The organism is Agromyces archimandritae (assembly GCF_018024495.1).
GTDB classification, from domain to species: Bacteria; Actinomycetota; Actinomycetes; order Actinomycetales; family Microbacteriaceae; genus Agromyces; species Agromyces archimandritae.
This window is the reverse complement of sequence record NZ_CP071696.1, coordinates 3439519-3453307: the sequence shown is the minus strand read 5'-3', so window position 1 is coordinate 3453307 and position 13789 is coordinate 3439519. Positions and strand designations below refer to the sequence as shown.

The window sequence follows — 13789 nt, the reverse complement described above, 5'->3', positions numbered from 1 at the left end:
CGCAAAGGCGACCCGCTCTACGGGATCCAGACCATCCTCCGCGCCGGAGCCGAGAACCTCACCGACAAGCAGCGCTCCCGCCTCGCGAAAGCGATCGAAGCACATCCTGCGCACGAGGAGGTGTTCGTCGCCTGGCAGTGCGCGCAGCAGCTGCGCTCTGCATACCACCAGAAGGATCTCGCAGAGGGACGACGGATCGCCGAGCAGGTCCTCGACTCGTTCCACACCTGCCCGATCCCCGAGATCGCCCGCCTGGGCCGCACCCTCCGCCGGTGGCGCGACGCGTTCCTGGCGTACTTCACCACCGCCCGCACGTCCAACGGCGGCACCGAAGCCGTCAACGGCATCATCGAGCTCCACCGGCGCCTGGCCCGCGGCTACCGCAATCGACACAACTACCGGCTCCGCATGCTCCTCGCCGCCGGCGGCCTCACCCCATGACCCCCACCGGATGTCCGAAGAGCCCCGAAACGGCCGAAGGGCATGAGCCCGAGCCAAGTCGACATGGCCGCACGCCTCTATGAGTCTGGCCTCTCGCTTGCGAGTGTCGGCGCGCAGCTCGAGTTCGACGCAACAACGATCCGCGCGATGCTTCTACGAAGCGGCATAGCGACGCGTGACTCACATGGACGGCACTGACCGGAACTCACGCTAGAACCCGTAAAGGTGTTGGCGAGCGTTGAAAGCTGCTGGCCCGCCCTCGAGCACGTTCTCAACGTGGGAACGAATGGCTACATCGTCCAGGGAGCCGATCCCGTCCGCTGCAGCACGGCCGTTCTGGCCATCTCCTTCGAGAGCCACGATCAACTCAGCATCCCCAAGCACTGGAACGTTCGCATTGTGGGTGCTCGCGATGATCTGACGCTTGCCCTTGAGGCTCCGAAGGTTGGTGACGATGCCGTCATAAACAAATCGGTTGTCGAGATCATCCTCAGGTTGGTCGATCACGAGCGGAGCGTTCGATGCACCGAGCAAGAGAAGGAGCAGTGCGGTCGCACGCTGGCCCTTCGACAGATCGTCCATCTTCTTGAACTCGCGTGTGCCGGTTCCTGCCTGCACGTCCAGCTGCACCTCCACAGCTTGCCCAACCGACTGCTCCTCCAGCTGGCGGAAAAGGGGCTCACTGGCCTCGATCAGAGATCGCGCCTGTGCGCCGGTGATCGAGAACTGTGCACTCAGCTCAGACTCGCCGGCTCGTGCCGCCTCCACGAAGGCTCGCGTTGAGAAGTTGTCCTGCTCGATAGCCGCCATGATGCGATTGCGCTGGCCGGAGATGGACTGGTCGATCAACGACTTGATGTGCTTCCGATCCGACGCGGGGACGGGCTTCACGATCACGACGCCGCCAGTTGCGTCGTTCGCGGCACGGATCGCTTCGGTCAGTTCTCGTGCCCGGTCGTTCTCGTGGCCTGCGAGCGCCTGCAGCAGGGTGTCCCGCTCGGTTTGCAGGCCTCGGAGGCTCGTTGCGATACCAGCGCGTCGAGACTCCTTTGCTTTCAACGTCTCCAGCGCTCTGGTCGTGTCGAGGTACTTGTTGGGTTCCAGCCCCTCCTCCACGAGCTTGCGAAGCACCTCATCGTGCTCGTCGCGCTGCTCGCGAACTGCGTCTGACCATTCGGTCTTCGCTGTCTCGATCTCCAAGGATGCCGCGTCAAGCGCTGTGCGGGCCTCAGTCGCAAGGGCAGTCAGTTTGGCGGCCAGTGCCGTAGACGCAGCCTGAGCGCGCTTGAGATAGTCAGATCTGGGTGAGTCGTCAATGTTCTCGAACGCGGCCTCCAGCTTTGTGATCAGCTGCGGGTCGGTGAGCGCCGTTAGCGATTCCTGAGCTGTGGCCACGCGCGCCGTTGCCTCGGTGAACACCGCTTCGTCCTGGGTGAGTCGCGTGACTTCCTTGAGGCGAGTCGGCACATCCGTGTCGGTGTAGTGCCGCACCTGCTCCTCAAGCCGAGGGATGTCTGCGAGCTCGTCTTCGAGCTGGGTTCGTCCCTCCTCTGCACGAGTCAGTTTCTCTCGATTCAGCTTGAGTTTCGCCAGAGTTTCGACATGCTCAGCGGTCAGCTCGCCACTCCCTTGGAACCGCTGCAGCATGCTCGCGACCTTCGAGCTGTCGTTCGTCAGCTCGGCGAGCTCGTGTTGTCCGAAGATCTCCACGTTTGCGATGACATCGACTGGCCGCAGGTTGGTGGCAGTACCGCTCTCATCTTTCACGACCGGAAGGTTGTTGACAGAGCGTTCGATGGTGAATGTGCGCACCGACGGCGAGGTGGTCTCGACAAGCAGCTTCACCACGGTGCCTGACTTGAGCACGCCGTTCACGATGCCGTCATGGTCTCGCTTCGCCTCTGCACCAATCGGAGTGAGCCCCAGCACGAATCGGAGGCTCTCAATGGCGGTCGACTTCCCGGTTCCTCGTCCGCCAATGAGTGTCGTGAGATCGGTCGAGAGCGGGATCGTCACGCCGTCCAGGAAGCCGCCGACCCACGAGATCTCCTTCAGGGCGGGGCGCGCCTCGGTCGCGGGGTCTTCCAGCGAGACTCGGGTTTCAGGAGTTCGGACGGCGAGCTTGAGACTGTCCACGGAAAGGCGACTGACCTTGAACCAGCAGCTCGCGCCCTCGCTCTGGAGGGCGGAGGGCTTCGTCACATCGTCGGCATGGATCGCGGCAAGCGGGTGAGCCCTGTCGTAGGGCTTGGTGCCGTTGAGGATCGCCGTCTGGTCTGTGCCATTGGGTTGGCTCGGCGTGATGCCGAGTGCATGAAGATCCGGGTGCTTGATCTTGGTGACGAGTGGCTGTCCAGCGCGGCCGGTCAGGAGGCCGCTGTTTGGGACGTTGACGTGGGCAGGAATCACGAGGGCGCCCTGCGTGGTCATCTTCTCGAGGATGTCGGTGAACGACTCACCGGTGGTCCCGTTGGCGCAGCCGGGCGAGACCCCGCACATCCCGATCGCGGCGTTGATCGTCGCTGCATTGGTACCCGCTTCGAAAATCACGAGGATATGGATGCCCTCGTCGGAGTTAGCCTCGAAGCCGGGAAGGGCAACGATGCCCCGAACGGCTGCGTCGCGGATGAGCTGGAGTGCGGAGTCGACCTTCCAGTGATCAGTGACCGCAAGCAACTCGATGCCCTGCGCTTCGCACTCGTCGAGTAGCGCCTTGTTGTAGTCAGCCTCGGTGTTGTACGTGGCCGATGGCGCGTTCTTCCCCTGGTATTCGTAGGGGTTCACCTGGAGTGCGGCTCGCACCCACCGTGCTCCATGTGTTGTCTTCCCGCTCATCTCTGTCCTCGCAGCCTGCAAATGCACATCACTTGTGCCTCCTGTTCACCTTGATAGGCGATACATCTGGGTCATACGAGCTGACGGTTCCGTGACCCTTCAAGCACTCAAGTAGGGCTCGGTCTGCGGGGGTATTCGCGATGTGCAGGGCGGTGCGTCCCACCGTGGTCAACTTCGAATAGTCGCCTCCCAGCGACTGCAAGATCGCGAAGAGGTCTGCGCGCGCAAGGGCCTCAAGGTGAGGTTCGAGGAGGGGAACTACATACTGCGCGGAAGCACCGCCCTGCGCCATCTTCTGCACGACGACGGACGGGATAGTGTGCCGATCCTGCACTGCGAGTCGCGCAAGTTCGTTAAGCCCCCTTTGCCCAGCGACCTCGGCGTATGTTTCAGACTGCTCGACGATCACCCGCTTGATCGCCGCATCGATTTCATTGTCGGCGAGGAGCACCGTCAGATCCGGCTGCACCAGCTCCGGCGTCATGTAGCTTGCGAACGTCTGCGACTCAAGGATGAACGCTTTTCGCGTCGGCCAATCAGTCGCCGCAAGGTGCTCGTATGACTCCGCGGTGTCCGAGATGATGTCGTGCTTGAGCAGCAACGCGAACAGGTCGCCCGTCTCGGCAGCAATCTCCTCAACATCGATGTAGCTACCCAGCTCCAAGCTCGCAACAAGGTCCGCGCGCAGCGTTGTGGTAGGTAACTGCTCCCGCGCCGCAAGAATGGTGGTCGCCAACGTGGTCTTCTCGTCCTCGTCAGCCGACACAGCCTCGGTGAGCGCGCCTGCTGCAGCTAGCAGCGGAGCGAGGCGGACATCGACTCCAAGAGCGGCAACGTATCGGCTGACGTTTTTGAACGTTGCGGGGAATCGCTGATGCATAGCCAACGCCGGCCAGGCTCCCTCGGAGATGGCATCAAGATCGACGACCTGACACCCTGACGCAGCACGCTCAACCACGTCGGCCAGACGAGGCACCCCTTGCTCGAGTAGATCCTCAAGCACAGCGATGAACTGCTCACCTGCATCGACCGTCGCCGAGAGGTTCTCGATCGCATCCAGATACGCACCCACGTGTTCGAGCACGTAGTCATAGACCGTCTTGTCCGCCGCTCGAATGACGTCGAGCGCCACAGTCCCCTCATTGCCAATAGCGATGGCCAAGTTCTCATGCGTGATGTCATACAGGCTGCGCGAAACGAACGACGGACGGACACTTGCCGAGAGCGGCGTCAGGCTAGGCAGCGTGATGCTCGCCTCAGCGAAGAGCGACCCAACTCGCTCTGCCTGGGCGGACGTCCCGTCGTTCGTGAGAACGGAGAACTCCGCGTAGTGCGTTCGCAGATAATCAACGACCCGTGCGTCCGTGCGCTGCGCCGACGATGACAGATTCGCCAGTGCAACGTCCACTAGTTCTAGCTGCGAAGCTTCGTCCAGTTCCGCCTGGTTCACGAAGTAGATAAGCGTTCTCGGCGACATCGTCACAAACCGCTGGACGAGTTGTGCGCGTTGCTCACCGGCTGTCAGGTACGCCTGCAGGAACTGCGTCTGGCTCTCTCCCAGGCCAACCAGCGAGCGAATCATGATGTCGGCTGGATCAACGTCGGTCGCAAGGAGCCGGTCGAGGATCGCAATGTTGTAGAGCGCTGGCTCTTTCAGCGCGCTCCTGCCACGCTCCCGGACGACGGCATCGACGTCCTTCGGGCCAAGTTCAAAGTGCGCATCCATCAGGTCTCGCTCGACGTGGTGGATGATGAAGTTCGTCGCCGATGGACTTACGCGGTCGCCGTGAAACGTCGAGGTATATAGCGTGAAGTTGCGGTTGATGTGTCCGGCCCGAACAAGCTGGTAGGCCAAGCCGGGCTTGAGCAGTGCCTTGGCGACGTACTCAAGCGACTGTTTCGTCTCCTTGTAGGTCGCAGGCGTACCTTCGCTCGCAGTCGTGTCGAGTTCCTTGAACATGACAATAAACTCTGGGCGCTTGATCAGATCACCCATGTCCGCACCGCGCAGGAAGTTGATCGCGTCTGTCTTTTCCTGGATCTGCTCCGTCAAGGCTTCGTGATCGGCATCATCCCAACTGTCGGCGTCGAGTGGATCGCCGAGGACAGCCGAGAGGCTGGATCGAGAGAACCTGAGCTGATTCCCCGATGACATTTGCTGACGTAGTTCCGGATCCCCGTCGGCAGCGACGAACGATGCCCAGAAGTCCACTGAGCGCAGGTCGGCATCGGACGTTGCGGCGCCATCGACCGACGACGACACTCCGTTCCGTCGTCGTGTTCCGAGCACCGCCGCCGAAGTCGCGGTTCGTTCAAGGTGCGCAATCAACGAAGCACCAAGGCGATCGCTACGCGCTTGCGCAATGTTCTTGCGTGCAAGCCTCTGACTAAGCCCACGACGTTCGCGTTCGAGCCGCTTGATATTTTCAGTCACCAGCTCGCGATTGAGCTTGTAGAGGGTGTCCAGATTGCTCTTGCCGAGTCGGATTGTCTCGAAGTCTGTGAGGTGGGTGCTCTTGTAGAGCATCATCGCGAACAGGTCAGTCTCACTCAGGTCGAGTTGCTCACCGTCGCCTGAGAAGATCCGATCGCGGAATACGATGAACTCGTTGCGGACGTTCTTCAGCAGCCGCATGTCAGGGACGTACTGTGCAGCCAGGTCGAGCAGTTCCGGCTCCACCTTGTGCTCGATCTCGCCCAGCAACTGAGTCGCCAGGTTCCGAGCACTGCGATGCGTGATGAACGGCACCACCGGAATCACGAGATCAAAGAACTTGGTGCGGTTCGCGCGCACCGCCTCGGCCTGCGCAGGATCTGCGATTGCGAGCACGCCGGTCTCGAGTTTGCGCCCTTCCGCTTCCAGCCCGATTCGGTCGAAGATGCTGTCCTTAATCGCATAGATGAAGCGGACAGGCTTCTCGATCTGTGGTGAGGCGTTGAGCAAGGTATTGAGTGCGCGCAGCGTCTCGAAGATGTGTGAGTCGTTGAACCGGTCGATGTCTTCGAAGATGACGACGTCGCGATCCGACACGTCGAAGAAGTAGACGATCTCGTCCAGGTACTGATCGAAGTACGACACAGAGCTGTCATCGAGTGTGACGGTCGCTGCGCCGGCAGACAGCTGCTTGATGCGGAGCTTCCCGTAGAACAACCAACGCACCAGTAACGCTGCGGCAGCCGCCACGACCCAAACGATCAGGTGCGTCCAGACCCCGAGATCGTTCAGCGCGGTAAAGGTGGCCGCGATCTGTGCGGTCCACCCGGTCAGCAGGAAGATGACGGCAACAGCGAGGCCCAACAGGGCGGCAGTGCCGAGTTCTCTCCACCACTGGAAGCGTTCGATCCGGCGAAACCGGGATGCAGGAGTCTTGCTGGGATCCTCTCGGTAGAGCAGCTGCTTGACGATCTCCTGCTGGATGCGATTGGTCGGGGTCGTCGCCTGGATAGGTACCGACTCGTCAAGCTTTGATACCTCGATCGGCGCAAGCGTCGACAGCGAGAGCTCGACAACGCGGCCGTCAAGTCGCTTCCCCAGCTCCCGCAAGATGCTGCTCTTGCCGACGCCGTAGTTGCCGGACAGCGCGATGTTACGAATCTCATCGTCTTCAAGTGCAGCATCAAGTGCCAAGACGTAGCCACTGTGCTCAGCTTCGAGGTACTCAGGGGTGAGTGGGATGAGGCTCCACTTAGACTTCTCGATCGGTTCCTTCGGGACGTGGCTCATCCCTCCGATACCTCCCCCTTAGCAAACAACTCAGCTTGCTCCAGCACCAGCTCGATCGCCTTGGCCTCAGCATCAGGCGGATAGTCGTAGCGCGCCAGCAAGCGGCGCACCTTAGTGCGCATGGTGGCACGGACAGAGTCCTTGAGATTCCAGTCGATCGTCGCGGACTCCCGAACTGCTTTGACAAGCTTCTGCGCGATCTCCTTGAGAACCTCGTCGCCAAGCTCCAGCACGGCTGCGTCGTTCTGGACTATGGCGTCATAGAACGCGACCTCGTCCTCCCGCAGTCCCAACTTGTCATGCCGCTGCTGGTCGTCGCGCATCTGCTTGGCGAGCTTCACCAACTCCGCGATGATCTCCGCCGTCGTCAGCGATCGGTTCGTGTACCGATTGATCGCCTCATCGAGCAGCTCGGAGAACTTCCGTGCCTGTACGAGGTTGGTGCGCTGCACGGTGCGGATCTGGTCGTTGAGCAGGCGTCGCAGCAGCCCCATCTGGAGGTTCGGCTTGTCCTTCTCCGCGAGCGAGTCGAGGAACTCATCGCTCAGGATCGACAGCTCCGGTGTCTCGACACCAGCCAGCTTGTAGATGTCGACGACCTGGTCGGCAGCAACCGCCTCATTGAGCAGCTGCCCGAGCGCCGTATCGATCTCCACCGCCCCAGAGCCGCCTCGTCCGGAGTCGGGGTTCTGGATCTTCAGAATGGCCGCACGCACGTCGGTGAACAGGCGCACATCATCACGAATCGCGGCAGCCTCGTCGCGCGCTCCAGCGAGCGCGAACGCCTTGGCCAGCGCCAACACCTGGTCGTTGAAGCGCTTGGTGCGGTCGGGGTCAGCCATGACGAAGTCGAGCACCTTGGCGTACTCCGCCAGGCGCTGGGAGGCGGTGAGTGTCGGCGAGGAGTCGTAGTCGACGCCGTGCAGCAGTCCCCGGATGATGTCGTGCTTCTCCAGCATGACGGCGACCATCTCGTCGATCGGTACGCCGGCCTGGTCACGGTCAGAGGGTGAGTACTCCTGGAGGGCCGCCTGGAGGTTGGAGAACACGCCGATGTAGTCGACGATGAGGCCGCCGGGCTTATCCCGGAAGGTGCGGTTGACGCGGGCGATGGCCTGCATCAGCCCAGCGCCCTGCATGGTCTTGTCGACGTACATCGTGTGCATAGACGGCGCGTCGAAGCCGGTCAGCCACATGTCGCGGACAATCACCAGCTCGAGTTCGTCGTCGGGGTTCTTCGCCCGGAGCTTAAGGTCTTTGCGGACGTCCTTGGAGTGGATGTGTGGCTGGAACTCGGCCGGGTCCGCTGCCGAGCCGGTCATGACGACCTTGATCTTGCCCTTAGCGGGATCGTCCGAATGCCAGTCGGGGCGGAGCGCGACGATCTTCTCGTAGAGCCGCACCGCGATGCGGCGGCTCATCGTGACGATCATGCCCTTACCGAACAACGCCTCGCGCCGCTTCTCCCAGTGCTTGACGATGTCGTGGGCGATCAGGTCGAGCCGCGAGTCGGCTCCGACGATGGCTTCCAAGCGCGACCAGCGGGACTTCGCCGCCGTCGCGGCATCCTCTTCGACGGTCTCGGTGATCTCGTCCGCCAGCTCGTCGAGCGCGGCCAGGTCGTCGTCGGACAGGTCGAGCTTCGCCAGGCGAGACTCGTAGAAGATCTTCACCGTCGCGCCGTCCTCGACCGCACGCGTGAGGTCATAGACGTCGATGTAGTCACCGAACACCGATCGAGTGGACTTGTCGTTCGACTCGATCGGTGTCCCGGTGAAGCCTAGATAGGTGGCGCCGGGCAGGGCATCTCGCATGTGCTTCGCCAAGCCTGAGCGCAAGCGTCCGTGACGATCCAGCGTCTCTCCGAAGCCGTACTGGCTGCGATGCGCCTCGTCCGCCACCACGACGACGTTGCGACGATCCGTCAGCACCGGGTTGGCATCGCCATCCTCACCGGGAGCGAACTTCTGCAGCGTCGTGAAGACGATTCCGCCCGACGCGCGCTTCAACTTCGTCCGCAGGTCAGTGCGAGTCGCAGCCTGGACCGGGGTCTCCGGCAGGATGCGCGCCGGGGCGAAGGTCTCCCCGAACAGCTGGTCGTCCAAGTCGTTGCGATCGGTGATGAACACGAGCGTCGGATTCGCCATGCGCGGGTCACGCATGATCTTCGCCGCGTAGAACACCATCTCGAAGCTCTTGCCCGAGCCCTGGGTGTGCCAGACCACACCTCCACGACGGTCACCATCAGGCCGGGACGCCTGCACAGTCGACTCGACAGCCGCATTCACCGCCCAGTACTGGTGGTACTTCGCCACACGCTTTACCAACACCCGGGTCGGCTGCCCGGTGGCTTTGTCAGTAGCGGTCTCATCGCTGAAAACGACGAAGTTCTGGACGATGTCAAGGAACCGCTTCGGCTCGAACACCCCCTTGATGAGCACCTCAAGTGCCGGGCGATCACTCACGACCTCTCGGCCCTCGATGGTCTTCCACGGCGCATAGTGCTCAAACGCTCCGGCGTAGCTGCTCATCGCCGCCGACGTGCCGTCGGAGATCACGGTGACGGCGTTCGACACGAACACCGACGGGATATCCTGCCGGTACGTCTGCACCTGGTTCCACGCCGACTTCAACGTGGCGTGCTCGGCAGTCGGGTTTTTCAACTCCAGCAGCGCCAACGGCATGCCATTGACGAGCACCAGAACATCCGGTCGCCGGTTCTTGCCGTTCTCGACAATCGTGAACTGGTTGATCGCCACCCAGTCGTTGTTCTCCGGCTGCTCGAAATCAACCAGCCACAACCTGGTCGTCCGCAGCGCACCGCCGGCATCCCGATGCTCGACAGGAACACCCTCCGTGATGAGCTGATGCAGGCGGTAGTTCTCATCGATCGGGCTCTGCGACTCCGCACGCCGCACACGCTTGATCGCCTCGTCGACAAGGGCAGGGGAAGTCCCCGGATTTATCCGCCTGATCGCAGCATGAAGCCGGCCCCAGAGCAACACCTCCTCGTAGGAGTCGCGCTCCGCTCCAGGCTCGCCAGGAGCGATGTTCGGACCGTGCACGGTGCGGTAGCCCAGCTCCGCCAAGTACTCCAGCGCCGCCAGCTCGACGGTGTTCTCGTTGAACGCGCTCACTATGCAACCTCCAACGTCGATTCATCCACCCAGCGCGCCAGCACGCTCAGCGCAGCCAAGTACTCCAGCGCTTTTTGCTCGGGCATCTCCTGGTCAGCCTCATGAGCAAGCGGGTTACGGATACCAGCAAACACACCCTCGGCAAACATGCGCGCCCCACGCTGTACCGACTTGAAGGTCTTACTGCCGTCATCCGGCATACGGTGCAGACGCGGATTCTTCGCAGCTGCGGGCTGCTCACTGAACGCCTGGTTGAAGAGATCCGTCTCGCTCACATCACGACGATCGAGCTTGTTCTGCGTCTCGGCGTTCAACTTGCGAATCGCGCCTTCTACGGCCTCGCGGAAGTGTCCCGAGTGCCACAGCGACGAAGCACCGCCCCAGACCCACGGATGCAGCTTCGCGGCCGACAGCTCTGGCGCGTCATCGCCAAGGTTCTTGCGGATCTCCTCCTGACGCGCCAGCTCTGTCTTCGCACGGATAGCCGCCTCACGGTGCCGTGTCCAGCGGTTGCTCTTGCGCAACTCGATATCCGTGCGCCAGCTCGGCACGACCCGGTCAAAGATCTTCTCCACAACCTGTGCTTGCTGCGCCACCTCGGCATCCGTCGCCGCGGTGCTGGACTTGTTGGAGAGCGACACTACGCCGTCGCCGACATAGCTGTTGTTCGTCAGCACGGTCTGCTCGATGAACTTGTCCAGCTCAGCAACAGCCCACTCGACGTTCATCCCCGTCATGCTGCGACTCCTTCGGCGCGGACGCGGATGCGGCCGGAGAGCAGCTCGGGAAGGAGGGCGTCGCGGAGGGCGGTGAGCTTCAAGCTTTCGTCTCGCAGCTGCGTCATCCTCGTGAACATCGGCTCGACAACGGTGTTGAACCGAACCAAGTCGGCAGCTGCCGGCGAGACGATCCGATACTGGGAAAAACGATCCGCCTGAAAACGCTGCCGACCCGATGTACCTGTCATGCTTCGAATCGCGAAGTCTCGTATGCGCTCGTCCCGTACGAGGCAATAGATCCATGCCGTCGAGAACAAACCGGCCGGGCTGAGCACGACGTACTCGGTCGATCCCCACCCGACCTCGTCAGGTTTGAGCATGTCGACGACTGCGGTCTTTCCGTTCTCGAGACATGGAGTGATACGAGCCATGAGCACGTCCCCCAATACGAAGCGCTGACCAGATCCAGCTTCGCGAGTCTCCCATTTGAACACCTCGGCTGAGAATTCCGGGAGCGACGACATACCCACGTATGTGGCAGGGGTTCCCGAACGCAGCACGCGCTGGGGATTCACATTGACAAGGTCAGATAGTGCGACTCCGCCATCGACCTGGTCTAGATCGAAGATCTGCTCGAACGTCGAACGCGCAAGGTCTTCCATCACGCCGATCGCCCGCTGGTTCGACTCGATCTTGTCGTCGAGCGATCCGAGCGTCGCGGCGATGGCGCGCTGCACGTTCAACGGAAGTGCCGGGACCTCTATCGCTGCCAACGCCGCCTGACTCAACTTCGGCTGCGCGGATCCGGTTACATAACCGGAGATATCCATAGCCTCGAGCGCATAGGACAAATACCTCGTGTCGTTATCGCCGTTACCTTGGAGTACGTGCGCGTGGTTATTCACCCAGAAGCGTCCATCAGCTAAGAACGCGATAGGCGTCTTGCGGCTGCGAAGATTCTCGCCGTCTTCGGCAACCAACAGATGAAGACCTTCGAAGAGGTAGTCATCAACGTGGTCTACGACTCCACTGGCACCGTAATAGGGGTACGGACCGTGGCGCCTGTCCGCAGCTTTGACTGGGATGCGCTTCCGATCAAGGTTCAACGTTAATTCACCGATAGGGCGATGGGCGATCTGAGTCATGACTCCAACATCTCCAGTCGCCGACGGATCTCTTCCTCGAGCTCCCGTCCGCGTTCAAACTCTGCGAAGAGTTCCTTTGTGAGCCGGTCGATCTTCTCGTCGATCGGTTCGTCGTCGGCCTCGGCTTCGGCGGTGCCGACGTAGCGGCCCGGGGTGAGCACGAAGTCGTGCTTGGTGATTTCTTCCAGTGAGGCGGCCTTCGCAAAGCCCGGGACATCCTCGTAGCCGCCGTCGTGGTTGCGCCAGGCGTGGTAGGTGCCGGCGATCTTCGCAATGTCGTCGTCGACCAGTACGCGCAGGCGACGACTCTCCATCGTGCCGAGCTTGCGCGCGTCGATGAATAGTACTTCGTCGCGCCGCTCGCGATGTCCGTTGCCGCCACGACCTTTTGAGACAAACCAGAGAGAAACGGGGATGCCGGTGTTGAAGAAGAGCTTGTCGGGCATCGCCACGATGCAGTCCACCAGACCCACCTCGACGAGCTTCCGCCGGATCTCACCCTCACCACCGCTCTTGGAGGACAGCGAGCCATTTGCGAGCACGAAGCCTGCGGTGCCGTTCGGCGCGAGGTGGTGGATGAAGTGCTGTACCCACGCGAAGTTCGCGTTCCCATGCGGCGGCATGCCGTACTTCCAGCGAGGATCATCCGCGAGCTTCGCGTCCGACCAGTCCGAGACGTTGAACGGCGGGTTGGCGATCACGAAATCAGCGCGCAGGTCAGGGTGCAAGTCTTCTGTGAACGAGTCAGCCGAGCGCGGCCCCATGTCGGCTTCGATGCCCCGCAGCGCGAGGTTCATCTTCGCGAGCTTCCACGTGGTGTCGGTGAACTCCTGCCCATAGACGGAGATGTCGGTGCGCTTGCCGCCGTGCGCCTTCACAAACTCGGCCGACTGCACGAACATGCCGCCCGAACCAGCAGCAGGGTCATACACGCGGCCCTTGTACGGCTCGAGCATCTCGACCAACGTCTTCACCACGGAGCGCGGCGTATAGAACGCTCCGGCATCCTTACCGGTCTCCTTGCCCGCGAACTGACCGAGGAAGTACTCGTAGACCCGGCCCAGCACGTCGTCGGCGCCGTGGTCGTCGGTCTCGGTGAAGCCGATGGAGCCGATCAGGTCGACAAGCTCGCCCAGACGTCGCTTGTCGAGACCGTCGCGCCCGTAGTTGCGTGGGAGCACACCACGTAGTGACGGGTTCTCCTTCTCGATGAGATCCATCGCTTGGTCGATTTGTTGCCCGATCTCGGGCTGCTTCGCCACGGACTGGATGTAGCCCCAGCGTGCAAGCTCCGGCACCCAGAACACGTTGTGGCTGGTGTACTCGTCACGGTCTTCGAGGAAGCCTGGCAGCCGCTCCGGCTTGATACCCTCCGCGGCCAGCTCGGCCTCCAGCATCGCCCGTCGCTCTTCGAAACGGTCAGAGATGTACTTGAGGAACACCAAGCCCAGCACGACGTGCTTGTACTCACTCGGCTCCTGGTTGCCGCGCAGCTTGTCGGCAGCCTCCCAGAGGGTCTGCTCGAGTGTCTTCGTCGGTTTCGGCTTCGCGGCGCGTGCCATGCTGTGGGTCTCCTCTGCGCCGCAGGGCGCGTCTTAAGTTGTGCTCATAGTGCCGTGTCCCACGGTACCGGCAGCCTCGGACACTGCTAGAGTGCCGCGCCGCTCGGGCGGGTCGTGCTGTCGCAGGCGGGAGCCGGACGGCTCGACCGGGACGCTGCGATCTGCCTTCTATTCTCTCATAATTTGCAATTTGCCGGAATAGGAATATTGCAAAGCGACGGATAAA

7 protein-coding genes are annotated in these 13789 nt (G+C 61.8%); 1 reads left to right on the top strand and 6 read right to left on the bottom strand.

Annotated elements, in window-relative coordinates; all coding sequences use genetic code 11:
• Positions 1-120 precede the first annotated feature (120 nt).
• A complete protein-coding gene (locus G127AT_RS00005; protein WP_425305870.1) occupies positions 121-441 on the top strand; it encodes a transposase in 321 nt (106 codons plus the stop codon).
• 210 nt (positions 442-651) lie between these two features.
• Here the strand turns inward: G127AT_RS00005 and G127AT_RS15920 are convergent, their stop codons facing one another.
• The 6 genes from G127AT_RS15920 to G127AT_RS15895 are packed head-to-tail and all read right to left on the bottom strand — an operon-like array spanning position 652 to position 13563.
• Entirely contained in the window at positions 652-3276 is a 2625-nt protein-coding gene (locus G127AT_RS15920; RefSeq protein WP_210898571.1) for a TrlF family AAA-like ATPase, read from the bottom strand.
• A 28-nt stretch (positions 3277-3304) separates the two neighbouring features.
• Positions 3305-7000 carry a YobI family P-loop NTPase gene (locus G127AT_RS15915; protein ID WP_210898569.1) on the bottom strand — a complete coding sequence of 1232 codons (3696 nt, stop codon included), beginning with the start codon at positions 6998-7000 and terminating at the stop codon, positions 3305-3307.
• Positions 6997-10137 (bottom strand): type I restriction endonuclease subunit R, encoded by a 3141-nt coding sequence (locus tag G127AT_RS15910; protein WP_210898567.1) that lies wholly within the window; start codon positions 10135-10137, stop codon positions 6997-6999. The genes G127AT_RS15915 and G127AT_RS15910 overlap by 4 nt, the downstream gene beginning before the upstream one ends.
• On the bottom strand, positions 10137-10874 hold the full coding sequence (locus G127AT_RS15905; protein ID WP_210898565.1) for a TIGR02391 family protein: 738 nt from the start codon (positions 10872-10874) through the stop codon (positions 10137-10139). Before G127AT_RS15905 ends, G127AT_RS15910 begins: the two co-directional genes overlap by 1 nt.
• Entirely contained in the window at positions 10871-12001 is a 1131-nt protein-coding gene (locus tag G127AT_RS15900) for a restriction endonuclease subunit S (RefSeq protein ID WP_210898563.1), read from the bottom strand. The genes G127AT_RS15905 and G127AT_RS15900 overlap by 4 nt, the downstream gene beginning before the upstream one ends.
• Positions 11998-13563: a class I SAM-dependent DNA methyltransferase gene (locus G127AT_RS15895; protein ID WP_210898561.1), complete on the bottom strand. Its 1566-nt coding sequence runs from the start codon at positions 13561-13563 to the stop codon at positions 11998-12000. The genes G127AT_RS15900 and G127AT_RS15895 overlap by 4 nt, the downstream gene beginning before the upstream one ends.
• Between the last annotated feature and the right edge of the window lie 226 nt (positions 13564-13789).